This is a genomic window from Streptomyces sp. NPDC090032, assembly GCF_044748025.1.
Lineage (GTDB): Bacteria > Actinomycetota > Actinomycetes > Streptomycetales > Streptomycetaceae > Streptomyces.
Map to the genome: position 1 here is coordinate 438062 of NZ_JBIVFF010000004.1, position 24099 is coordinate 462160.

The window sequence follows — 24099 nt, forward strand, 5'->3', positions numbered from 1 at the left end:
AGGACTTGAGACTTAGGCCCTGCCCGGGGTCGCCGCCCGTCCCGCACCCGTGAACACCCCGGACGGGGGCTCGCTCTTACGTCCCCGGCACAGCACAGTGGACTCATGGGCGCACAGGGCACGGACCCGGAGGCGGAAGCCGACGCGGCGCGGGCCGGGCTCGTGCGGGAGATCGCCGTGACCGGGGTCTTCGACGACGACCCGGCCTGGCGCGGCGTGTTCGAGCAGGTCCCGCGCCATGTGTTCGTGCCCTACTACTACCTTCCGGCGCCGACCGGCTATCGGCGGCTGTGGTGCGAGGATCCCGATCCGCGGCAGCGGGAGCGCTGGCTGCGCGGCGCCTACGCCGACGAGCCGCTCGCCACCCGGGTGCGCGACGGGGAGCTGGTGTCGTCCAGCAGCCAGCCGTCCCTGATGGCGCGGATGCTCGTCGAACTGGACGTCACCGAGGGGAACCGCGTCCTGGAGATCGGCGCGGGCACCGGCTACAACGCGGCGCTCCTCGCCCGCCGCGTCGGCGACGAGAACGTCACCACGATCGATCTGGACCCGGAGATCACCGAGTCGGCACGCCGGCACCTCGCCGCCGCGGGCTTCCGGCCCGCCGTCGTCACGGGCGACGGTGCGGTCGGCTGCCTCGAGCACGCCCCGTACGACCGCATCGTCGCGACCTGCGCGCTACGGTCCGTGCCCAGCGCCTGGCCCGCGCAGTGCCGGCCGGGGGCGCGCATCCTGGCGCCCCTCGCGACCGGCCTGATTCTGCTCACCGTGCGCGAGCCCGGCCACGCCGAGGGCCGCTTCCTGCACACACCCGCCTACTTCGTGCCTCTGCGCGGCACGGCGCAGGGCGAGGAACCGGTGCAGCACATCGGCGGGCTGCCGCGCAGGGTCATCGCCGACGACCTCTTCCGGTTCCTGCTCTCGCTGACCGCGGGCCGGCTCGACCCGCACGAGGCCCTCGCCCTGTGGGAGCGGGAGGGACGGCCCGAGCGGGAACGGTTCGGCATCACGGTCAGCGGCGAGCACGAATGGGCCTGGCTGGACGACCCCGAAGGGCCGTACGCCTGGTCACTGCGCCCGGACCGGATGTAGGCGGAGGCGTCTAGCCCCGGCGGATCGTGATCGTCGTCCAGGCGCCCACGTGCACCCGGTCGCCGTCCTGGAGCGGCACGGGGACGAAGGGCTGGATGGGCTCGTCGCCGCCGTTGACCGTGGTGCCGTTCGTCGAGTTCTGGTCGACGACCGCCCATGATCCGTCCGGCTGCTGCACCAGCACCGCGTGCTGGTGCGAGACGCCCGGGTCCTCCGGCGGTACCGACAGATCGATGTCGGGGGTGTCGCCCGTGGAGTGGCGGCGACGGCCGATCGTCAGCTGGTTCCCGGTGAGGCGGCGCTGCTGCTCGGGCGAGTACGCGGGCAGGTTCAGGCCCGAGGCCTCGGGCCCGCTGCGGTGCATCATCGCCATGAAGTACTCGCGGTCCGGGCCGATCGTCGCGCTCCAGGACACCGGCTGCTGCTGGAAACCCTGGGGCGCCTGCGGGGCCTGGGGTGCCTGCGGAGCCTGGGTCTGCTGCGGCGGCGGGAAGCCCTGCGGAGCGCCCGGCGCCTCGGTCGCGCCGGGACCGGGACCCTGCTGCGCGGGGGCCGACGGGGGCGAGAGCACCCAGTCGTCGCCGCCACCGAAGGACGGACCCGACGGACCCGGCGGAGGCGGACCCTGCGGGCGGCTGGTCTCCTGCGGGAACGCGGGCGGGGCCGGCGGGCCCGGCTGCTGGAACGCCTGCGGGGGTGCCGGCGGGCCCGGCTGCTGGAACGCCTGCGGGGCGCCACCCGTGCGGGGGCCCGGCGGGGGCGGCGGACCCTGTGCCGGGTCGCCGCCGAACGGCGGGATCGGCTCGGCGGGCCGGTTCATCTGCGAGGGCCGCGAGCCCTGGTACTCGAACGAGTCACCCGGTCCCTGCGGCGGCTGCTGCTGGAAGCGGAGCGCCGGGTTCGGGCCGGCGGGGCCCTGGCCGGGACCTTGGCCGGGGCCGGGCGTCGGCGGGTTCGGCGCGGCCGGCGTGTAGGACGTGGCCGTGTTCGTCAGGAAGTTCCACCGGCACTCCTCGCAGAACGGCGCGCCACCCTCACGGGGCGTGCGGCACTGCGGGCACAGCTCGGGGCCGGCGCCGGGCGGCGGCGGAGCGGCCTGCCCGGTGTTCCCCGGCGGCGGGTAGCCGTAGCCGGGAGGCGGGGTCTGGCCACCCTGCGGGTAGCCGTAACCGGCGGCCGGGGGCGGCGGCGGAGGGGGCGGGGGCACGGCACCGGCCATGCGGTGACCGCAGACCTCGCACCAGTCGTCGGAACCCGACTGGTGTCCGTTCGGGCAGGTCGGCATGTCGGCGCTTCCCCCTCCGTTACTTCGCTACGTCGTCACTTCTTGACACGGACAGTCTTCGTGGACCGGGTCTCGAGGGTCATTTCGTCAGCCTCGGCGACCTTGGCCTTCAATCGAACAGTACCTTCCGCGGCATCGACCACGTCCACCACCTTGGAGAGCAGTTTGGCCGTATCCGCGTTCCCGGAGGCCGCGGCGAGCTGCACCGCGCGTCCCAGCTTGGCCGTCGCCCCGTCCGCGTCGCCCGCTTTACGGGCATCCAGTCCCTGCTGGATGACTTGTGCCAGTTCTGCCTGGCCCGTGTAGTGCGCGACCTGCGGGTTGATCGACGTGGACGCCGTCATGTCGTCCGTCCACACGGCGCGTACGAGACCCTGCGCGAGGGTCTGGACGCTGCCGTCGGCCCCCGGGATCACCAGCGACACGCGGCCCGCCAGCATCTCCTGGCCGAGCTCGGCGTTCGGGACCTGCACGCACACGTGGTAGTCGCGGGACTCGTCGCCCCACGAACCCGTCGGGTAGTCGCCCGCGCGGGGCCCCGCCTCGACGCGACGGTCCGTCAACTCCTCGACCGTGGGCGCCACTTGCTTCACGAACTTGATCTCGGAGCCGAGCGGCGTCCACAGCCGCAGCGCGACGTCCGCGACCTCCTTGCCCATCGCCGTCCCCATCATCTGCGTGAAGTCGGCGGCCAGGCCGGCCGGGTCGGCGACGATGTCGGCGGTGCCGAGCATGGCCGAGGCGATCCCCGTGACCTCCTTGACCTCCCAGTCCGTCCCCACGCCGCGCGCGTCGCACGTGAAGCGGCCCGCGCACGCGTCGAGCGCGGCCTTCAGATCCTCGGGCGACTCGTGCTCGTTGCGCCCGTCCGTCAGCAGGATGCCGTGACGCACCGAGGCCGCGGGGACGTCGGCGGCCCACAGCAGCCGGTCGGCGAGGCGCAGCCAGGTGCCGATCGCGGTGCCGCCGCCCGCGGACAGCTTGCGCAGCGCCTGCTTGGCCTGGTCGCGGGTCTGCGCGTCGGCGACCGCGAGCCGGCCACCGCCCGGGTAGACCTCCTTCGCCACATGCGTCCCGCCGATCACGGCGAAGTGCACGCCGTCGCGCAGGGTGTCGATCGCGGCGGCCGTGGCGTCACGGGCGTTGCGCATCTTCGTCGGCGGGTAGTCCATCGAGCCCGAGCAGTCGACCATCAGCGCGACCGCCGCGTCGGCCCCCCGGCCCGCGGCGTAGAACTGCGGAGCGGCCACCGCGCCGCCGACCGTGCCGCCACCCGTCGACGTCACGGTCACGATCGCGTTGACCTCGCGGCCGCCCTCCGGCAGGAACTCGTTCTGATAGACGTCGACCGAGAACTGAGGAACGCTCGACTTCGAGAACTTGGCCATGGTTGTTGGTCCCCCCTACACCTGCGTGGAACTTCCCCGGCGACTGAGCGACTGCCACGCGGCCGCCCCGTCTTGGGCCTCTCGTTCGGATCAGGCCGGGCTCGCGGGGGTCTGGCGCGCGAGCCCGGCCTGATCCGAACGAAAGACGCTAGGCCGATCCTGCCCCCTGCGGCGGGACGGGGAACGGCAGCACGGCCACTGTTACGTTGTCGTGGCCGCCGCCGTCGAGCGCGTGGCCCACCAGGACCTGGGCGCTGTGCAGCGGCCGGTGCGCCGCGTCGGCCGGGATGACCCTGGCCATCTCCTCCGCCGCCTCCGCGTAGTTCCACAGCCCGTCCGTGCACACCACGACCACGCCGGGGCGGTCCGGCTTGAACGAGGCTGTGTGCGGCTCCAGTTCGTACGCGTCCGCGCCGAGCCAGCCCGTGATCGCGTGGGCGCGCTCGTCCGCGTACGCCTCCGCCTCGTTCATCAGGCCCGCGGCGACCATCTGCGCCGCCCACGAGTCGTCCTCGGTGAGGCGGGCCGCGGTGGCCGTGCGGTCGTCGGGCACCCAGTAGGCGCGCGAGTCACCGACCCAGCCGACGATCAGCAGGTCCTTGGCGATGATCGCGCCGACGAGCGTGCACGCGGGCGCGTTCTGGTGCGGGGCGTGCTCGCGGGCCGAACCGGGCTCCTGCGCAAGGGAGTTGACCGCCTCGGCCGCCACGACGATCGCGTCGTGCATGGCCTGCTGCGGATGCGTGCCGCGCGGCAGCGACTCCAGGAGCGCCTCGCTCGCGGCGCGCGACGCGGCCAGCGACGCCTCGTCGGGGCGCGTCGCCGAGGAGACGCCGTCACAGACGATCGAGACGACGGACGCCGTCCCGTCGGGCAGCGCGGCCGACGCGATAGCGAACGCGTCCTCGTTGCGGTGGTGGCGTAGCCCCCGGTCGCTGACCGCGGCGACCGCGCCCAGCTCCTGCTCCATGTGATCGCGCTCGCGCGGCTGCGCGTGCCCGCAGTTCTCGCAGTAGCCGTCCGGGTCGACGTGCCCGGCGCGGCACGCCACGCAGAGCTTCGTGCCCGCGGGCGGGGTCGCGAGCGCCTCGGGCGGCGCCGTACGGGGATCGGGGGCGGGCAGCGTGTAGTCGCCCGCGACGCCCGGCTCGCCGGCCTGCTCGGGAACCCCGTCGAAGCGCACGGCCGAGGGCAGTTCGGAGCCGCCCGAGTCGGTGCCCTGGAGGTCGGTGGGCAGATGCACCGGCGCCGGGGTGTCGGAGCTGTCGAGCTCGGGGGCCGACGGCCAGTCCACGGCGGGCGCCTTCGCGGGCGCGGCGACATCCGCGCCCGGCGTCACCGTCGGCAGGTCGTCCGGCGGGGCCGGCACCGCCGACAGGTCGTACCCGCACGCGCCGCAGAAGCGGTCACCCGACTCGAGGGGCTCCTCGCAGCTGGGGCACGTCGACATGGCCGTCGGCCGAGGCATCTGCGACATCAACTCACACCCACGTCCGTGGACGGTAACGGTTCGCCCGCTCCACCAGTTCGATCCTCTCCTCGCCAACCTGAGCGAGCCTGGCAAGTGTCCGGTACGAGCGCTCCAGGCCGAGACGCAGGCCCCGCTCGTCCAGGTCGTTCCCCAGCACCACGGTCCGCACGGGTCCCTGGTGCGGAGCGGAACCTTGACTACCGGAGAGTACCCAGTCGAGCGCCGTGCCGAGGACCTCGGTCGACAACTGCTCCCGGCGCACCGCGTCGAGGCCGAACCCGTCCAGCGCCTCGACCTGGCCCGCCGCGGCCGTCAGGTCGTCGAGCAGCGGCCCGTGCGCGGCGGCCGCCTCGGCCATCCGCTGCCGCAGCCTGGCCCGCACCGCGGCGACCCGGGCCGCCGTGTAGTGGATCGACGACTCCGGTACGGATTCCAGGGTGCGCACCGCGCCGTGCCGGTCGGCCGCGGCGAGCTGCACCCGGGCCAGGCCGAACGCGGCGCTCACATAGCTGGGGTCGGTGGCCCAGACGAGGCGGTAGTACTCCGCCGCGTTGTCCAGCTGGCCGAGTACCTCCGCGCACACGCCGAGCGCCAGCTTCGGGGCGGGCTCGCCGGGGAACGCGTCGTAGATCGCGTCGAACGACAGGGCCGCGTTCGTGTGGTCGCCGGTCGCGAGCGCCGCGACCCCGCGGTACCAGACCACCCGCCAGTCGTCCGGGTGCTGCGCCTCCAGCTCCGCCAACGCATGGGCGGCGGAGACCAGTTCACCCATTTCGAGACGGGCCCGCAGTTCGCGCAGGCGCAGCTCCAGGGACGTGGCGGGCGCGGCGCGCAGCGCGGTGATCAGCTCGCCCGGCGCGGACGCCATGAGCCCCGCGAGGAACCCGGCGTTCGGGTCGCCGGGGTCGACCCTCGGTACGGGGAGCGCGAGCGCGGTGGCGGCGGCGTTGAGCGGCTTCACCAGCGAGCCCGGGGAGGCGGGGGCGCCGGGCGGGAGAGTGGCGCCCGGAGTGCCCGGGAGCGCGGTGGGCACACCGGCCGGCGGGAGCACGGATGCGGCCTGCTGCGCGCCCCGCCCTCGTCGCCGCACCGGCGTCGCCCGCGCCCCGAGCCGCGACACCTCGCCCGTCAGCCGCGCGAACAACTCCGTGTCCGTGACCCTGACTTCAGGCCCGAACAGCGTCGAGAGCGCGGGGCGCGGCCGGCCCGTCTGGAGGGCCACGACCTCGCGCAGGACGCCCGTGAGCTGCTCCGCCATCTCCTGCGCGGACGCGAACCGCCGCGCCGGGTCGGGGTCGGTGGCGCGCACGAGGAGCCGGTAGAACGACTCGTACGTGCGGAAGACCTCGATGCTGTCGGGGTCGGGCAGGGAGTCCGCGAAGACGTTCGTGTAGCCCTGGAAGTCGAAGGTCAGGACGGCCAGCGTGCGCGCCACCGTGTACAGGTCCGAGGCGACCGAGGGGCCGACGTCCGCGACCTCGGGCGCCTGGTAGCCCACGGTCCCGTAGATCGCCGACTCGTCGTCGTCCATCCGGCGGACCGCGCCCATGTCGATGAGCTTGAGCTGGCCCTCCGTCTGGATCGCGTTGTCGACCTTGAAGTCGCAGTACAGGAGATTGCGGCTGTGCAGGTGCCCGAGCGCCTCCAGGGCCTCGATCCCGTACGCGCAGGCCTGCTCGACCGGCAGCGGGTCGCGCTTGCCGGCCGGGGTGCGGCGCCCGTTGGCGATCTCCTTGAGGGACTTGCCGCCGACGTACTCCATGACGATGTAGCCGTCCATGGAGCCGGTGCGCTGGTCGAGGTGCTCGACGAAGTTGTAGATGCGGACGATGTTCGCGTGCTCGATCTCGGCGAGGAAGCGCCGCTCCGAGATCGCCGCCGCCATGGCGTCCTGGTCACCCGTGTCGAGGAGGCCCTTGAGGACGACCCAGCGGTCGGAGACGGCGCGGTCCACGGCGAGATAGACCCAGCCGAGCCCGCCGTGCGCGAGGCAGCCCACCACCTCGTACTGGCCGTGCACGATGTCGCCCGTGCGCAGCTTCGGCACGAACGAGTACGGGTGGCCGCACTTCGTGCAGAACCCCTCCGTGCGGCCCGGTCGTTCGCCGCGCGCGCGGCCCACCGGCGCCCCGCAGTCCGAGCGCGAGCAGAATCGCTTCCGCTCGGGAACCTCGGGGTTCTCCTGCACCATCATCCGCGGGTCGGGCCGCGGTACGTCAGGCACCTGGACCAGGCCGACGCCCAGGCGCCCGCGCCCGGACGACGCGGCCGAGGCGCCCGAACTGCGCACCGACACCGAACGGGACGTCGACTGCCCCGACAGGGAGCGCGACAGACGGCCCGAGACCGACCGGCGCGACTGGGACGAGCGCGACGAGGAGCGCGAGCTGGCCCGCGAGGACCGCGAACTGCTGTGCGCACTGGAGCTGTTGGAGCCACGGCCGCCGCCCGTGATGCCTGTCGGTGACGACGCCACCATGCCCGTCGGCGAGACGACCGGGGCCAGACCGCACGTGTCGCAGTACAGCTCCCCGCCGCCCACGTCCTCGTACGACCCCGTACACCCGGGACGCTGGCACTGCCGCTGCTCGCTCATGATTCCCCCCTCCGGTCGGCGGGACCGCCCTGTTCGGGCACCCGCGGGACCAATACGTCGGCGGCTGCCCGCTGGTACCGCAGGACCGCGTCCTCGGCCGCCCGCAGATCACAGGGCGCGCTCCACAGCATCCGCCGGGCCGCGTCGTAACGCTCCACGAGCAGCGGGTCCTCGGCGAAACCGAGCCGCGCCACCTTCGCCTTGTACGCGTCGAGGCGGCCGCGCAGTTCGGCACGGACCGCCAGCGGCTGGGTGACCGCCGTCAACGACTCCCGCGCGCGCAGGAGTTCGTCCTCGGCCTTCGTCTCCAGACTCTCCAGAAGCGGTGAGAGCCGGTGCCACTGGGCGGACCGGCGGTACTCGGCCGCCGTCGCCAGCTGCTCCTGGAGCGCCGTCGGCGGGCCGCCCACCGCGGGCACCTCGAACGCCGCGATCTTGGCGAGGACCTCGCCCCGCGCGGACCGCGCCTCGGCGAGCGTGCGGTCGGCGCGCGAGAGGACGTCCCGCAGCCTGCCGATCCGGACCTCCGCGTCCTGCCGCACGGTCAGCACCGCGTCGATCTCGCGGCGCACCTCCTCCAGGGCCTGCGCCTCACGGTCGTACGCGGTCGTGTCGGGCCGGCCGCCACCGGGTGCCGAACTGCCGGGCGCGGAGCGCCAGTACGCGAGCGGATCGGACACGACGTCCTCCCGCAGCCGCGCCAGCGCGTGCGTGATCCGCTCCAGGTCGTCGCCCGAGGGGTGCTCACCCGGGCGCACGCCGACGGAGTGCGCGAGCTGCCGCGTGCGGCCCAGCTCGGCGGCGAGGAGGTCTATACGGGCGGGGAGCGCCGACCAGACGGCGTCGGCGGCGACCACCATGTCCAGCGAGCTCGCGTACAGGCCGTTCATCCGCTCGACCAGGTCGGCGAGCGTGAACCGGTCGCTGAGCCGGGCCGGACCGGTGAGCGAGGCGGGTGTGGAGGGGCCGCTTCCGGCGACGGTCACGCTCTCGCCGCGCAGCAGCTCGGTCAGCTCGACGAGGTCCTCACGGCTCGACCAGCGCCGCCGCACGCGTATCTCGCGGGCCGAGCGCAGGGCGGCCGTGTATGCGTCGAAGTACGTCCACAGCAGAGTGATCGCCTGGTCCGCGGCGGCCCAGCGCTCCTGCGTGATGCCGGTCAGCCGCGCACCTTCGAGGAGTCTGCGGCCCGCGTGGTCCTGGAGGGCGAACAGCGACGTCTCGATCGCCTCGTGCTCCGCGCCGAGCCGCGCCAGCGCACGGTCCACCTCGTCCCGGTCCATCACCGGACCGGGGGGTCCCGTGACGCCCATCGATCACCTCTTTCGTTCACACCGCTGCCGCCGACTGACGCCGGCCGCCGCTGTGCCGTTGCCGCAAGTAGCGCCCGGCCGGGGCTACTTGTACTTCGGTGCGGGCGGCCCGGAGGCCGCGCCGAGACCGTCCTTGAGCCACACGTCGTACGAGTCCTGCCAGCCGCCGTCCTTGCGGAAGTCCTCCAGGACCTGGTTGACCCGGCGCACCAGGTCGTCCGTGCCCCGCTTCATCGCCACGCCGTAGAACTCCTTGGTGAACGGCGTGCCCTTGAGCTCGACCGTCGGGTCCTGCGCGGCCTGGCCCGCGGCGAGCGCGCTGTCCGTGACCACGGCGTCCACCTCGCCGAGCTGGAGCCTGACCAGGCAGTCCAGCTGGTTCGGCACGGTCGTGGAGATGTCGGCGCCGGGGGCCAGCGTGCCCGCCTTGCGGTCCGCGTCGAGCCGGTCGAAGGCGGTCGAGCCGGCCGCCGTGCAGATCCGCCTGCCCGCGAGCGACTTGTCGTACCCCGTGATCGAGGAGGTCTTGGGCGCGAGGACCTGCTGCCCGGTCTGGAAGTACGCCGTCGAGAAGGCGACGTCCTTGAGCCGGTCGCAGCTGATCGTCATCGTGCGGACGACCATGTCGACGTTCCCGTTCTTGATCGCCGGGATGCGCTGGTTGGTCGGGATCGCGCGGAACCGGATCAGGTCGCGGTCGCCGAGGATCTTCTTCGCGATCTCGTGGGCCAGGTCGATGTCGAAGCCCTCGAGCTCGCTGGACTTCTTGTTCGGGTCGCGATAGCCCCAGTGGTAGCTGTTCTGGTCGACGCCGACGACGAGGTAGCCGCGCTTCTTGATGGCTTCGACCGCCGCACCCGACTCGTCGCCCGACGGCTTCAGGCTGCGCTCCGGATCGGTGCACGTGTCGGCCCTGGCCTGCACACCCGTGGCCAGGCCGGGGCCGCCGACGCCCGTGCTGCCGTCGCCGCCCCGGGTCAGTGGGAGCAGCAGCGCGAAGACCGCGGTCAGGGCGCAGGCGACCGCCATGGCCGCCACACCGCCCCAGCCGCGCAGGCTGATCCGCGTACGCCGTGCGCTCATGGCTGTCCCGCCTCCTCTCACCGGTACTCCGAAAGCCGGCGCCCGACGCCGAGCACGGCGCCCGCCGCGCCCAGCACAGCGAGTACGGCGGCGCCCACCGGGAGCCCCGTCATCGCGCCGCGCCCGTCGGTGGCCGCCTGCTTGAACTCCGCCTGCTCGTGCGCCAGGGCGGACTGCAGTTCCTTGTCGACGTTGTCGAAGCACTCGCGGGTCGGCTTGTCCTGCGCGGAGCCGATCACCTTGTCCAGCGCCCCCTGGTAGTTGCCCGCGTCGTCCTGCTCGCGGGCGTCCTTGTGACGGTCCTGCCACACGCGCATGTTGTCACCCGCGGCCTGGACGGGCCGCTTGCCCGTGCTGTCGTCGGCGAGCTTCGTCGCGTCCCCGAGCTTCGTCGCGAGCGTCTTCATCTGCTTCTGGTAGTCCACGTCGAAGGCGTCCTTGCTCACGCCCTTCACATCGACGGTCTCGGCGCCGCGGCTGACCAGCGTCAGATTCTCGTTGCCCCGGGCCTTGAGGGAGGCGATGCGCGCGTCGTGCAGCACGTTCAGCGAGCGGACCCCGTGGTCGTACGACTCGTGGAGACCCGCGCGGGCGACGCTGTGGCCGACGACGAGCCACAGGACGACGACCGTGGACGCGGCCGTCGCGGCGACCAGGCCGTGGTTGAGCACGCGGTTCGTCCTGCGGTAGTTGCGCCGCTGGGCCCAGCCGAGCGCGCCGAGCGCGACGACGCCCAGGCCGATCGCGGCCCAGGGGTAGGGCGTGGCGCTGTCGTAGTCCGAGCGGAGCCGCTCGTTCTCCTTCTTGTACAGGTCCTCGGCCGCGGGGAGCATCTGCTCCTGCATCGTCTCGTTCGCGTACCGCAGGTAGGCGCCGCCGAGCGGGAAGCCCTGCCGGTTGTTCGCACGGGCGCGCTCGATGAGGCCCTTGTACTGCGGCAGCAGCTTGTTGAGCTTCGAAATGGCCGCCGTGGAAGGGGAGTCGGGGTCCGAGTTCGCCGCCGCCGTCACGAGCTTGGCCGCGGCGGTCCTGATGTCCCTCTCGTACCGGTCCCGCGTCTCGGCCGGCTCCTGGCCGCCCGCGAGGAAGCCGCTGGACGCCGCGGTGTTGGCGTCGGCGAGCGAGCGGTAGATGTCCGCCGCGTCGGCGCTCAGGGGCTGGCTGCTGTGCAGGACGTCGTCGGCGGCGGCCGAGCGGTCGCTCATCTGCCAGGCCGTGACCGCGCCGAACGCGACGACGAGCAGCGCGAGCACCGCGCCGATGATGCGCAGGCGCCCCGGCTCCGTCGTCGCCGCGGCGCGCACCCGGTCGACACCCTCCGCCCACGCGGTGCCGCGCGCGGGCGCCACGGGCTCCGGGCCCTGCGCGTGCGGCGGCCGTACCTGCGGCGGAACGGACGGCATCGTGGGCGCGCCGACCGTCCCCGGCGGCGCCGCGCTGCCGTTCGGCGGGTTGTTCACTCGACCTCCCCCATGGTCATCGGTCCGTCACTTCCGTCCGGCGTGCGGGGAGCGCGGGCGAAGGTGCACGGCCGCAAGTATTGCCGTAGGGACTGACATCCGCACAGCCATTGACTGGATCTTGTTCGGATTCCCCTGCGAACCCCCGCGAACCCACCACGCCGAACACGCCGCGCCGAACGCCTCCCCGTCGCACGCCGTAGGTCATGTCCTGGTGCAGCCCCGCCCTTGAACACGTGAGGCGGATCCGATCGGTTCCCTCGGCGCGCGCCCGTCACAGCAGGGCGGTGAGCCGTTCCAGACTACGGCGGCCCTCACGGGGCACCCCCACCGGAACGAGCGCGGCCCGCCCCGGCACCCGTACCCGGTGGACCAGCAGAGGTGCAGCAGGGCGTCGCAGGTCAGGACGGAGGCGATGAGGGTGGCGGCGCGGCGGGCGGTGGGGTCGGCGGGCATGGGTGCGTCCTCCGGAGGGTGCGATGAGTGACCAGCACCCTCCGGAGGACGCGCTCCGGCGAAACGTTCCCCGCGACTTTCCCGCGACCGGGACCGGCTCAGCCCCCGAAGTGCGCCCGCACGCGCGCGTGCACGTCCTCGTCCGCCCCCACGGCGTCGAGGCCGAGCAGCGCCGCGCCCAGGACGGGCCGGGCGGTGACGACGTGCGGGACCGCCTTCGGGGCGCGCGCGGCGAGCATCTGCCTTATTCGGCCGTCGAGTTGGGGATGCCGGGCCGCGAGGACGGAGCCGCCCAGGAGCACCGGGGTCTCCTCGTCGAGCAGGCCGAGGCGTTCCAGCGCGACCACCGACATCGCCACGACCTCGTCACCCATGCGGTCGATCAGGGCGTGGGCCACCGGGTCGCCGTCCGCCGCCGTGGCGAACAGGACCGGTGTCAGCTCGTGCCGTCGATGCATCGGGATGCGGCCCAGGTGCAGCGCCTCGATCAGCGCGTACATGGAGGGCAGTCCGAAGTGCGCGGGCAGGGCACGCATCAGGGCGGTCGCGTCGCCGCGGCCGTCCTCGGCGCGGGCCGCGTACCAGAGGGCCTCCTCGGCGAGGCCGCCGCCACCGCCCCAGTCGCCGGAGATCTTGCCGATCGCGGGGAAGCGGGCGGTGCGCCCGTCGGGCCGCATCCCGGCGCAGTTGATGCCGGCACCGCACACGACGGCGACGCCCCGCGGCTCGGAGTCCTTCAGGAGCCCGGCGCGCAGGACGGCGAAGGTGTCGTTGCGTACGTCGACGGAGTCGGCCCAGCCGCGGGTGCGCAGCTCCGTCGCCAACTCCCGTTCCTCGACCGGGAGATCGGCGTTGGCGAGACACGCCGAGACGTGTTCCACCGTGGCCGTGCCCGCTTCGGCGAGTGCGCGGCCGACGGCCTCGGCGAGCACGTCGACGGCGGCCTCGACGCCCACCTTGGGCGGCTGGAACCCACCGCCACGGGCCGTGCCGACGACGGTGCCGTCGGCCGCGACCACCGCGACGTCGGTCTTGCTGTTCCCCGCATCGATGGCAAGGACGGTCAGACCCACGCGAGGTGCTCCCGGTTGTGGGCGATCAGCTCGTCCGTGAGCTTCTCGGCGTATTCGATCTGGCCCACCAGCGGGTGCGCGAGCAGCGCCTTGAAGACGCGGTCGCGCCCGCCGCGCAGGGCGGCTTCGAGCGCCAGGTCCTCGTACGCGGTGACGTTCGCGATGAGGCCCGCGAACAGCGGGTCGAGCGCGGGCACGGCCAGCGGCGTCGCGCCCTTGTGGCCGACCGCCGCCTGCACCTCGATCACGGCGTCGTCGGGCAGGAACGGCAGCGTGCCGTTGTTGTACGTGTTGACGACCTGGTACGGGGAGCCCCCGCCGCCGAGCAGCGACGCCGCCAGGTCCACGGCCGCCTCGCTGTAGAAGGCTCCTCCCCGCTTCGCGAGCAGCTCGGGCTTCTCGTCGAGTGCCGGGTCGCCGTACATCTCCAGCAACTCCCGCTCCATCGCGGCGACTTGGGAGGCGCGCGACGGCTTCGTGCGCATCTCCCGCACGACCGCGTCGTGCTGGTAGAAGTACCGCAGGTAGTAGGAGGGCACGACCCCGAGGCGGTCCACGATCGCGCGCGGCATGTGCAGGTCCTCGGCGATGGCGTCGCCGTGCTCGCCGAGCAGGCGCGGCAGCACGTTCTCGCCGTCCGGGCCGCCGAGGCGGACGCCCAGTTCCCAGGTGAGGTGGTTGAGGCCGACGTGGTCGAGGTGGACCTGCGACGGCGTCACGTCGAGCAGCCGCGCGAACTTCCGCTGGAAGCCGATCGCGACGTTGCACAGGCCGACGGCCTTGTGCCCGGCCTGGAGCAGCGCGCGGGTCACGATGCCGACCGGGTTGGTGAAGTCGATGATCCAGGCGTCCGGGTTCGCGCGGCGCACCCGCTCGGCGATGTCGAGGACCACCGGCACCGTGCGGAGCGCCTTCGCGAGGCCGCCCGCGCCGGTCGTCTCCTGCCCGACGCAGCCGCAGTCCAGCGGCCAGGTCTCGTCCTGGTTGCGGGCGGCCTGACCGCCGACGCGCAGCTGGAGCAGGACCGCGTCGGCGTCGGCGACACCGGCGTCCACGTCGCTCGTCGTACGGATGACGCCGGGGTGCCCCTGCTTGGCGAAGATCCGCCGGGCAAGGCCGCCGACCAGCTCGAGCCGGTCGGCCGCCGGGTCGACGAGCACGAGCTCCTCGATCGGCAGGGTGTCCCTCAACCGCGCGAATCCGTCGATGAGTTCGGGTGTGTAGGTCGACCCTCCGCCGACCACGGCGAGCTTCATAACAGTCCTTAGCCCTTTACTCCGGTGAGAGTGACGCCTTCGACGAAGGCTTTCTGTGCGAAGAAGAAGACGATGCAGACCGGCGCCATCACGAGGAGGGTCGCGGCCATCGTCAGGTTCCAGTTGACGCTGTGTGCGGACTTGAAGGATTCGAGGCCGTACGACAGCGTCCAGGATGCCGGGTTCTGGGCCGCGTAGATCTGCGGCCCGAAGTAGTCGTTCCAGCAGTAGAAGAACTGGAACAGCGCGATCGCGGCGATGCCCGGCTTGGCCATCGGCACCACGATCTTCAGCAGGGTCCGCAGCTCACCGCAGCCGTCGACCTTCGCCGACTCGATGTACTCCTTGGGAATCGTCAGGAGGAACTGACGGAGCAGGAAGATCGAGTACGCGTCGCCGAACGCCATCGGGATGATCAGCGGCCACAGCGTCCCCGACAGATGGAACTGCTGCGCCCACACCAGGTACATCGGGATCACGATGACCTGCGGCGGCAGCATCATCGTCGAGATGACGAGGATCATCGCCGTCCGCCGGCCGCGGAAGCGGAACTTGGCGAGCGCGTACGCGACAGGGATCGCCGAGCACACGGTGAGCAGGGTCCCGAGGCCCGCGTAGAGCAGGGAGTTCCTCCACCAGCCGAGGAAGCCGTCGGTCTCGAAGACGGCCTTGTAGTTCTCCCAGTGCCAGGAGTCCGGCCACAGGTCGCCGCTCATCGCCTGGCTGTCGCTCATCACGGACGTCAGGAAGACGAACACGAAGGGCAGGATGAACAGCAGGGCCACGGCGATGGCGATGCTGTGCACGGCGATCCAGTTCAGGATCCGCTTGCGGCGGGCGCGGGCGGCGGCGGGGCCTCGATCGGGGGTGGCCTCGGAGGCCGCGGCGGGCGCGGGGCGCAGGGTCGTAGTAGTCATGAGTCTCAGTCCTCCGCCGAGAGCAGGCCCGAGCGCTTGCGCATGAGCAGCATGGTCACGGCCATGGCGATGGCGAAGAGCACGAGCGAGAGGACGCACGCCGCGCCGGTGTTGAAGTTCTGGAAGCCCATCGAGTAGACGAGCTGCGGGACGGTGAGCGTCGAGTGGTCCGGGTAGCCGGGCTGGATGACGCTGCCGGGGCCGATGGAGACGCCGGAGGCGATCTTTCCGGCGACCAGGGCCTGCGTGTAGTACTGCATCGTCTGGACGACGCCGGTGACGACGGCGAACATGACGATCGGGGTGATCGACGGCCAGGTCACGTACCGGAACTTGCCCCAGGCGCCCGCGCCGTCGAGATCGGCGGCCTCGTACTGCTCCTTGGGTACGTCGAGGAGCGCGGCCATGAAGATGACCATGAGGTCGCCGATGCCCCACAGGGAGAGCATCACCAGGGACGGCTTGGCCCAGGCCGCGTCGTTGAACCAGTTCGGGCCGTCGATGCCGATCTTGCTCAGGACCTCGTTGACCGGCCCGGTCCCCGGGTTGAGCAGGAAGACGAAGGCGACCGTGGCTGCCACCGGCGGGGCGAGGTACGGCAGGTAGAAGGCGGTACGGAAGAAGCCGACGCCCGTCTTGATCTTCGTGACCAGCAGCCCGAGCGAGAGCCCGAAGACGACGCGCAGCGCCACCATGATCACGACCAGCCACAGCGTGTTCCACAGGGCGGGGCCGAACAGCGGCATGTCCTGGAACACGTACTTCCAGTTCCTCAGCCCCACGAACGTGGGCGCCTTGATCTGGTTGTAGTGCATGAACGAGAAGTAGACGGTGGCGAGCAGCGGGTACGCGAAGAAGGCGCTGAAGCCGATCAGCCAGGGGGAGAGAAAGCCGAGCGTGCGCAGTCTGCGGCGCGCGGGCCGGGAAAGTGTGAGTGCCATGCGCGGGGTTCCTGATTCCTCAGTTCTGCGACTAGTTCTGCGACTGCAGGGTGTCGGCGTCGATGAGCTTGTCGAGGCGTTGCAGCCCCTTCTTCAGATCCGGGACCTTGCCCGCTTCCTCGGTGTACGAGAAGTCCTGCAGCTGCACGACGTACATGCCGCCGTTCGTCGACGGGGGCATCACCTGGCTGTACTTGTTCTTCGCGATGTCCAGGAACGTGCGGAACGTCGGATCGACGTCCAGCTTCGGAGACTTGAGGGCCGCCTTCGTGGACGGCACGTTGTGGATGGCGTTCGCGAACTTCACGACCTGGTCGGTGTCGGCGGTCAGGAACTTCACCAGCTCCCAGGCGGCGTTCTGGTGCTTGCTGCTGTGCGCGATACCGGCCACGGTGCCGGTGAGGTAGCCACGCCCGTACGTCTCGGCCTGGTCGTCCGGGACGGGCAGCGGAGCGACGCCCCACTTGAACTTCGCCTTGGCGTCGTTCAGCATCAGCCCGCGCCACTCACCGTCGAGGTGCATCGCCAGCTTCCCGCTCAGGAAGGCGTTCTGGTTGGACATCTCGTCGCCGAAGGAGGTCCGGAACCGCTCCAGGGAGTCGTATCCGCCCTGCGCGTCCACCAGCTTCTTCGCGGTGCCGAAGAACTTGTACGTCGCCGGGTCCCTCGAGAGCCGGGACTTCCCGTCCCTGTCGAAGTACGTCGGGCCCCACTGGGCGAACAGGCGGTCGGGGCTGTTCTGGTAGAGCCGGAAGTTCGGCATGAAGCCGACCCGCTTGTACGAGTTCCCGCTCCTGACGGTGAGCTTCTTGGAGTCGGCGATGAACTCGGACATGGTCCGCGGCGGCCGGGAGATCCCCGCCTCCTTGAACGCGTCCTTGTTGTAGTACATGCCGAAGGCGTCGGCGAGCAGCGGCAGAGCACACTGATTGCCGTCGTAACTCGTGTAGTCGAGAAGGGACTTGGGGAAGACCTTCGCCTTGTCGAGCCCGGTCTTCTTCATGAACGGGTCGAGGTCGACCCACATGCCGGAGTCGCAGTACTGGCCGACGTTGTTCGTGGTGAACGACGAGACGACGTCGGGGGCCTCGTCGCCGCCCGCGCGCAGGGCCTGGTTGACGGTGGCGTCGGAGACGTTGCCGACGGACTCCACCTTGATGTTCGGGTGGAGCTTCTCGAAGCGGGCGATCGAGTCGTTGATCGCCTTGACCTCGCCGTCGGCCGACCAGCCGTGCCAGAACTTCAGCGTCACGGGCTTCGCCGGGTCGTCGTCGGCGCTGCCGACGCTCGGGTTGGCGCAGCCGGACAGCAGCAGTCCGGCGGCGGCGAGCGCCACGGGCGCGCGCAGGGGTATACGCCATCGCGGCATGGCGAACGTCCTTTACGTGTGCGGGGGTTGGAGGAGGTACGAGAAAGTGGGGGAGGGGAGCGGGGTCAGACGTTGCCGGTGTCGAAGACGATGTCGCGGGCCTGGGTGAGCGCCGAGCGCAGGGCACCGGTGAGGATTGGGTCGTCGTCGAGATCGCTGATCCGCAGCAGGGGCCGCGGCAGGGCGAGCCCGGTGAGTTCGCGTTCGACGCGGACGCGCAGCGCCTCGCCGCCGGCCTGGGCCACCTGTCCCGACAGGACGACGAGTTCGGGGTCGACGACGGCGACGACGGCGGCGAGCCCGGTGGCCAGGCGGCGGGCCAGTTCGTCGAGGACGGCCGGGTCGGTGAGGGCCTCACCGAGGTCCTTGACGCCCCCGGCGAGCAGTCGCACGGCGGGCGCGGCGACCAGACTCTGGAAGCCGCCCCCGGCGTCCTCGCCGGCGATCTCCTTCTCGCCGCCGCGCGCCAGGGGGGCACCGGGCAGCGGCATGTAGCCGATCTCGCCCGCGCCGCCGGTCGCGCCCCGCAGGAGCACGCCGCCGAGCACGATCGCCGCGCCGACACCCTCGTCGACATAGGCCAGTACGAAGTCGTCGTGGTCCTGCGCCGCGCCCTCGTACTGCTCGGCGATGGCGGCGAGATTGACGTCGTTCTCGATGGAGACCGGGGTGCCGAGGACCTCGGCGAGCTCGGCGAGCAGGGTGCGCGAGTGCCAGCCCGGCAGGTGCGGGGCGTACCGGAGCTGGCCGGTGTGCGTGTCGATGGCGCCGGGTGTGCCGATCACGGTGGTGGTGACGTCGTCGTGGCCGAGCCCGGCCGTCCGCAGGGCGCCGTCGAAGGCCTCGGCGACGAGCTGGGCGGTCCGGTTGCGTACGTCGTCGGCGACGGCGACGGCCTCGATGCGGCAGCGGCCGCGCTCGGCGCCGGCGATGTCGGCGACGACTGCGGTGATCCCGGTGGGGTCCGCGGAGAGGGCCACGATGTGTCCGGCGCCGGGGTGGATCTCGTACAGCACGGCGTTCGGTCCGGGCCGGCCGGTCTGGCTGCCCGTGGCGCGCACCAGCCCCACCGCTTCCAGCCGGCTGAGCAGCTGGGAGGTGGTGGGCTTGGACAGCCCGGTCAGCTCCCCGATCCGGGTGCGGGTCAGCGGTCCGTGCGCGACGAGGAGGTCGAGGGCCGCGCGGTCGTTCATGGCGCGCAGGACGCTCGGGGTACCGGGGGTTCCCGGAGCCGTACCGGCCATGACCTGTCTCCTCGCATCACTGTTAGGAAGGTTTCCTATTGACGTGCGAGGAACGTAAGCCGTGGGTGAAGGCGGCGTCAATAGGGTCCGGCAGGGCGGCGCCAAGTCGTTGTTCCGCTCGTGCCCGCCCCCGTGAACCGAACGGACATGCGCCGTCGATAGAGGGGTGTGAGACTGTTCCGCCCCATGGGGGGCCAGGGAGACGACGACTCGGACGCGGCGTTGCTGCGCGCCGTCGCCGGCGGGGACTCCGCCGCGATGGCCGCGCTCTACGACCGGCACGCCGGATGGCTGCACGCGCGGCTCAGCCGGCGGTGCGCGGATCCCGAAGTCGTCCGCGAAGTCCTGCAGGACACCTTCGTCACCGTGTGGCGCTCCGCCGCCTCGCACCGGGGCGCGGAGGTCGGCGGCTGGCTCTGGGTGATCGCCGCACGCAGGCTCGTCGACGCCCGACGGGTCCAGGAACGGACCGAACAGATCGCCTACGCACCCACGGCCGACGTCCCCTCCGTCGAGGAGCACGTGCTCGACGGCCTCGAGTACGGCGATGTGGGCACCGCGCTCGGCCGCATCTCACCCGAGTTGCGCGAAGTGCTGCGAGCCACGGTCGTCGACGGTCTGACCACCCGCGAGGCCGCCCGCCTGCTCGGCATACCGGAAGGCACCGTGAAGACCCGGGCGATGCGGGCACGGCGTGAACTGCGCATCGCACTCGGCCAGTTGACGCCGATGGGAGGCACCGCATGAGCGGCGAACGGCACGGATCGGCTTGGCACGTCGGCGAGGAACTCGCCGCGCGCTACGCGGACGGGCACCTGACCGAGACGGACGACTGGTCCGTGGAGAAACACGTGGAGAGCTGCGGGGCGTGCGCCAGGCGGGTGTCCGGTGCGGTACTGGCAGGGTCTGCCGGGGCCGAGCTGGCGGAGATCCGCGCGGCCGTACTCGCCGATATCCGGGCGGAGTTGCCGGCCGGCGTCAAGGGAGCCGCGGCCCCGCAGGCCCACTCGCTGCCGGCGGGGCCGCACCACCCACGGCGCGGGCGGCTCCTGTGGGCCGCCGGACCCGCGCTGCGCGGGCCCTGGGCCCTGGCCCTGCTGCTCGTCGCTGCGGGAGCCGTCGGCTTGGGGAAGGCCGGAGGGTACGAGGGCGCCCGGCCCCTGCTGCTCGCCCTGGCCCCCGTACTGCCGGTCGCCGGGATCGCCCTGTCCTACGGGCGGCACGCGGACCCGGCGTACGAGCTCGCCGCCACCTCGCCGTCGGGCGGGCTGCGGCTGCTCCTGACGCGCACGGCCGCCGTCCTCGCGGTGTGCGTCCCGCTGCTCACCGTGGCGGGGCTGCTGCTGCCCGGCACGATGGCTGCGGGCCACGGCGGGCCTGTCCCGTACGAGATGCGGGTGCCCGGCGCCGCCGCCTGGCTGTTGCCGGGGCTAGCCCTGACCCTCGCCTCGCTGGCGCTCACCGCGTTCCTCGGCTGCCGCACCGCGACGCTCCTCGTCGGCGGCGGCTGGCTGCTCGCGCTCGCGGTGCCCACGGTCGCAGGCGGCGATGGCCCCGGCCGCCTCGCGGAACGGCTCACCGAACAGATCTCCCTCTACTTCGACGGGGCGACGGCACAAGCAGGCTGGGCGGCCGCCATGGCGCTGTCCGGCGCTGTCCTCGTCATCCGCCGCTCCGCATACGACCACCTGGAGAAGGCGTGAGCACGATTCACGTGACCGGACTGACCGTCCGGCACCGAAAGACCCCCGCCCCCGCGCTCGACGGCGTCGACCTCGACTTCGGCCCCGGCGTCCACGGCCTCCTCGGCCCGAACGGCGCCGGCAAGACCTCCCTCATCCGGGTGCTCGCCACCGTCGCCGAACCGACCGGCGGCCGGGTGGAGATGTTCGGCGGTGACCTGCGGGGCGCTCGCGCACGCAGCGCGGCCCGACGGCAACTCGGCTATCTGCCCCAGCACTTCGGCTACTACCCCGGCTTCACCGTGCGCGAGTTCGTCTCGTACGTCGCCTGGCTGAAGGAGATGCCCGCCGCGCTCACGCCCGACGCGGTCGAGCGGGCCGTCGAGCGCGTCGGCCTGACGGACCGTATCGACGCGAAGATCAAGAACCTGTCGGGCGGCATGGTGCGCCGCGTCGGCATCGCGCAGGCCATCGTGAACGACCCGGCGGTGCTCCTCCTCGACGAGCCGACCGCCGGTCTCGATCCCGAGCAGCGGGTCGAATTTCGTTCACTGCTGCGGGAGTTGGGGCTGGGTGCCGCCGTCATCGTCTCCACCCATCTCGTGGAGGACGTCGCGGTGGCCTGCACCCAGGTGACGCTGATCGAGACCGGCCGGATCGCCTACCGCGGCACCCCGGGGTCCCTCGCCGCCCTCGGCACGGACGGCGACGAAGCCGACGGCAACGCCACCGAACGCGGCTACACGGCCGCTCTCCGAGGCCATCGCGCGGCCACGGCCGGAGCGGGCCGATGACCACAGACGTCGACGCACCCTTCACCGCCCCACCGGCGCCGAAAGCACCCGGCCGCCCCCACCACCCCCTGCGCGCCGAGCTGCTCCGCGGCTTCGCCCCCTGGTCCGGAATCGCCGCACTGCTCAGCGTGGGCGGCCTCATGGCGTCCAAAGCAGCCCAGTGGCAGGGCAGCTGGCCCGGGACCATGAGCAACCTGCATCTCGCGGCCGCCGCCCTGGCCGTCCCCCTCGCCCTCGCGGCAGGCGCCTGGCAGGGCGGGCGGGAGCGTCGGACGCGGATGGGCGAGCTGAGGGCGTCGATGCCCCGGGGCCCGCTGGCACAGTTCCTGGTCTGCGCGCTGCCCGTCGCGCTGTGGGTGACAGCGGGATACGCCCTCGCGGCCGTCGGCTCGCTGCTGGCCAGCCTGCCCTACACCTCCGCCGGACACCCCTTGCCGCTCGTGCTCCTCGGCGACGCGCTGACGGTCGGCGCCTGCGCACTGCTCGGGCATGTGGCGGGCCGGCTCGTGCCGTGGCGGCTCGCGGCCCCGGTGCTCGCCCTGAGCGGTTACGTCCTCTTCGGCCTCGCTTCCACCGCGGACTCCGCCATCCGCTTCGTCGGGCCCGCCGGAGGGCTCCCGCTCGGCAGCACCACGGTGCCCGTGTGGTGGCAGCCCCTCGTCTTCGCCCTGTGGGGGAGCGCACTCGCCCTGACGGCCGTCCTCGCTCACGCGGCGCGCCGTCGCGCCACCGCCCTCGTCCCGCTCGTGGCCGCACTCGCCGCGGCCGTCGTCCTCGTGCAGAGCGGGGACTCCATGTGGCAGCGCAACCCGCTGACCCAGCGCCAGGTGTGCGACGAATCCGCTCCGCGCATCTGCGTCAGCGCCGCCTACCCGGGGATGCTGCCCAAGGTGTCGGACGCCCTTTCGGGGCTCATGGGCCGCCTCGACGGCGTACAGAACCTGCCGGTCCGCTTCGAGAACCTGCCGGGCAGGCCGCACGAGGACGAGGCCGAGCTGCCGGATCTCACGCCGCTCGGCTGGGGTGTGGTGCGCGGGGAGCTGACCGATCCGCAGCAGTACGCGTGGGAGGCCGCCCAGAACCTCGTACGCGATGACTGCCCCATGCCGAAGGACCAGGACCCACGGATCGGCCGGACCGACCAGGCTGTCACGCGTTGGCTGGCCCCCAGCCGCCTCCAGGGGCAGATACGCGACCAGAACCTCGTCGTGCACCGGGGCGACAAGAAGAGACTCGCCGAGGACCGCGCCGACGAGGCGGCCCTGGACCACCTCAAGGCCATGTCCCCCGAGACGCGCCGCGCCTGGCTGAGCCGCTACTTCGCGACCGCCCGCGACTGCGCCCCCGACCCGAAGGAGGTCCCGTCACTGTGAGTACACCCCTGGCTCTCTACGCCCGCTCGCGGGGCCTGCCCCTCACGCTCCTCATGCTCGTGTGCGCGGCGCTCTTCACCCTGTGGGCCGGGCCCCAGCCGGACGCGTTCCTCGACCCGTACCGCCGCGTCCCCCTCCTCACCCTGGCCCCGCTGCTCACCTCCGCCGCGATCGGCACCAGCCTTCATCAGCACGCGGAGGAGCTGGACCGCACGGCAGTACGCCCCTGGTGGCGACGGCGGCTTGCCCATCTGCTGGCTCTCACCGCCCTCGCGGCGGCCGTCCTCGCCCTCGCGTTGCCGGGCGACACGCAGGTCTACGGCGCTCCGGCGATGACCCGCAACGTCCTCGGCGCGACCGGCATCACCGCCCTCGCGGCGGTGGTCATCGGGGCGCGGCTCAGCTGGCTGCCCGCGATGCTGTACTTCTCGACCGTCTATCTGTCGTTCTCGTCACCCCGCATGCGGGAGGCGACGGTCCTTTCGTGGCCCATGCAGACGGGGCCGCAGCGCGGTGCCTGGGCTGCCGCGCTCACGCTGTTCGTGCTCGGCGGCGCGCTCTACGCCCGGCGCGGAGCCCGGGCCGAGCGCTGAGGCGGGCAACAGCCCGGGCGGTACGTCCTGCGGGGGGCCCGCAGAACGTACCGGTGAAAACAAAGACCCGGATCGATGGTCAGGCGGAAATGCCTTCGATCCGGGCCAGGGCCTCGTCCGCGCCGAACGGCTGCAAGTACGGCAGCCAGCGCGGATCCCTGTGCCCGGTCCCGATGATGCGCCAGGCGAGCCCGGTCGGCGGGGCCGGCTTGTGCCGCAGGCGCCAGCCGATCTCGACCAGGTGACGGTCGGCCTTGACGTGGTTGCAGCGGCGGCAGGACGCGACCACGTTCTCCCACGCGTGCTGGCCGCCGCGGCTCTTGGGAATGACGTGGTCGACGCTGGTTGCGACACCACCGCAGTACATGCACCGCCCGCCGTCCCTGGCGAACAGCGCCCGCCGGGTCAGAGGAACGGGCCCCCTGTAAGGGACCCGGACGAACCGCTTGAGGCGGACCACGCTCGGTGCAGGGACGGTACAGGTTGCGCTGTGCATATAGGCGCCGGACTCCTCGAGGCACATGGCCTTGTTCTCGAGGACCAGAACGAGCGCGCGGCGGAGCGGTACGACGCCGAGTGGCTCGTACGACGCGTTGAGGACCAGGACATGCGGCACGGATGCCTCCTTGTACGCCGGCGGCGCGTGGCTCGCGCCGGGACGATCTGTAGTCAGTTTCCCCTCATGGCCTGCACAAGCGCCACCATGTCCCGGT

Annotated in this window: 20 protein-coding genes; 6 read left to right on the plus strand and 14 right to left on the minus strand. The window is 72.3% G+C overall.

From position 1 onward, the window contains the following. Positions 1-105 precede the first annotated feature (105 nt). The gene (locus tag ACIPWY_RS11920) at positions 106-1092 is read left to right on the plus strand and encodes a methyltransferase domain-containing protein (RefSeq protein ID WP_401532957.1); all 987 of its coding nucleotides are present in this window, start codon (positions 106-108) and stop codon (positions 1090-1092) included. A gap of 10 nt (positions 1093-1102) precedes the next feature. Here ACIPWY_RS11920 and ACIPWY_RS11925 read toward each other — a convergent pair whose 3' ends face one another. The 13 genes from ACIPWY_RS11925 to ACIPWY_RS11985 all read right to left on the minus strand — a co-directional run bounded on the left by ACIPWY_RS11925 (position 1103) and on the right by ACIPWY_RS11985 (position 18944). Further along, complete coding sequence (locus tag ACIPWY_RS11925; protein ID WP_393701879.1) at positions 1103-2377, minus strand: FHA domain-containing protein; 1275 nt, start codon at positions 2375-2377, stop codon at positions 1103-1105. Between the two features lie 35 nt (positions 2378-2412). Next, complete coding sequence (locus tag ACIPWY_RS11930) at positions 2413-3765, minus strand: VWA domain-containing protein (protein ID WP_393701881.1); 1353 nt, start codon at positions 3763-3765, stop codon at positions 2413-2415. Between the two features lie 148 nt (positions 3766-3913). Then, a complete protein-coding gene (locus ACIPWY_RS11935; protein ID WP_393701883.1) occupies positions 3914-5242 on the minus strand; it encodes a PP2C family serine/threonine-protein phosphatase in 1329 nt (442 codons plus the stop codon). Positions 5243-5246: 4 nt separating this feature from the next. Beyond that, a complete protein-coding gene (locus ACIPWY_RS11940) occupies positions 5247-7832 on the minus strand; it encodes a tetratricopeptide repeat protein (RefSeq protein ID WP_393701885.1) in 2586 nt (861 codons plus the stop codon). After that, positions 7829-9145 (minus strand): hypothetical protein, encoded by a 1317-nt coding sequence (locus ACIPWY_RS11945; protein ID WP_401532962.1) that lies wholly within the window; start codon positions 9143-9145, stop codon positions 7829-7831. Before ACIPWY_RS11945 ends, ACIPWY_RS11940 begins: the two co-directional genes overlap by 4 nt. An 84-nt stretch (positions 9146-9229) precedes the next feature. Continuing rightward, on the minus strand, positions 9230-10228 hold the full coding sequence (locus ACIPWY_RS11950) for a glutamate ABC transporter substrate-binding protein (RefSeq protein ID WP_362902410.1): 999 nt from the start codon (positions 10226-10228) through the stop codon (positions 9230-9232). A 17-nt stretch (positions 10229-10245) separates the two neighbouring features. Continuing rightward, positions 10246-11688: a hypothetical protein gene (locus ACIPWY_RS11955; RefSeq protein ID WP_401532964.1), complete on the minus strand. Its 1443-nt coding sequence runs from the start codon at positions 11686-11688 to the stop codon at positions 10246-10248. 554 nt (positions 11689-12242) lie between these two features. After that, a complete protein-coding gene (locus ACIPWY_RS11960; protein ID WP_393701890.1) occupies positions 12243-13217 on the minus strand; it encodes an N-acetylglucosamine kinase in 975 nt (324 codons plus the stop codon). Next, a complete protein-coding gene (locus ACIPWY_RS11965) occupies positions 13208-14473 on the minus strand; it encodes a 6-phospho-beta-glucosidase (protein WP_362902416.1) in 1266 nt (421 codons plus the stop codon). The genes ACIPWY_RS11960 and ACIPWY_RS11965 overlap by 10 nt, the downstream gene beginning before the upstream one ends. Positions 14474-14481: 8 nt before the next feature. Further along, complete coding sequence (locus tag ACIPWY_RS11970; protein ID WP_362902418.1) at positions 14482-15390, minus strand: carbohydrate ABC transporter permease; 909 nt, start codon at positions 15388-15390, stop codon at positions 14482-14484. A gap of 5 nt (positions 15391-15395) precedes the next feature. Further along, complete coding sequence (locus ACIPWY_RS11975; protein ID WP_362902420.1) at positions 15396-16331, minus strand: sugar ABC transporter permease; 936 nt, start codon at positions 16329-16331, stop codon at positions 15396-15398. A gap of 31 nt (positions 16332-16362) precedes the next feature. Beyond that, a complete protein-coding gene (locus ACIPWY_RS11980; protein ID WP_393701896.1) occupies positions 16363-17700 on the minus strand; it encodes an ABC transporter substrate-binding protein in 1338 nt (445 codons plus the stop codon). Positions 17701-17765: 65 nt separating this feature from the next. Continuing rightward, positions 17766-18944, minus strand: a complete 1179-nt coding sequence (locus ACIPWY_RS11985; RefSeq protein WP_362902424.1) for an ROK family transcriptional regulator — start codon at positions 18942-18944, stop codon at positions 17766-17768. A 186-nt stretch (positions 18945-19130) separates the two neighbouring features. Between ACIPWY_RS11985 and ACIPWY_RS11990 the strand changes: the two genes are divergently transcribed. Genes ACIPWY_RS11990 through ACIPWY_RS12010 form a run of 5 tightly spaced genes read left to right on the plus strand, consistent with a single transcriptional unit; the run spans position 19131 to position 23386 of the window. Next, a complete protein-coding gene (locus tag ACIPWY_RS11990; RefSeq protein WP_393701898.1) occupies positions 19131-19691 on the plus strand; it encodes an RNA polymerase sigma factor in 561 nt (186 codons plus the stop codon). Then, on the plus strand, positions 19688-20647 hold the full coding sequence (locus ACIPWY_RS11995; protein ID WP_401532969.1) for a zf-HC2 domain-containing protein: 960 nt from the start codon (positions 19688-19690) through the stop codon (positions 20645-20647). The genes ACIPWY_RS11990 and ACIPWY_RS11995 overlap by 4 nt, the downstream gene beginning before the upstream one ends. Further along, a complete protein-coding gene (locus ACIPWY_RS12000) occupies positions 20644-21420 on the plus strand; it encodes an ATP-binding cassette domain-containing protein (RefSeq protein WP_401532971.1) in 777 nt (258 codons plus the stop codon). Before ACIPWY_RS11995 ends, ACIPWY_RS12000 begins: the two co-directional genes overlap by 4 nt. Further along, positions 21417-22793: a hypothetical protein gene (locus ACIPWY_RS12005; RefSeq protein ID WP_401532973.1), complete on the plus strand. Its 1377-nt coding sequence runs from the start codon at positions 21417-21419 to the stop codon at positions 22791-22793. Before ACIPWY_RS12000 ends, ACIPWY_RS12005 begins: the two co-directional genes overlap by 4 nt. Then, positions 22790-23386, plus strand: coding sequence for a hypothetical protein (locus ACIPWY_RS12010; RefSeq protein ID WP_393701904.1), 597 nt, complete (start codon positions 22790-22792; stop codon positions 23384-23386). Before ACIPWY_RS12005 ends, ACIPWY_RS12010 begins: the two co-directional genes overlap by 4 nt. Before the next feature lie 79 nt (positions 23387-23465). On the opposite strand, the gene ACIPWY_RS12015 is transcribed toward ACIPWY_RS12010, so the two are convergent. Then, positions 23466-24002, minus strand: coding sequence for an HNH endonuclease (locus ACIPWY_RS12015; RefSeq protein WP_100594167.1), 537 nt, complete (start codon positions 24000-24002; stop codon positions 23466-23468). Positions 24003-24099 lie beyond the last annotated feature (97 nt).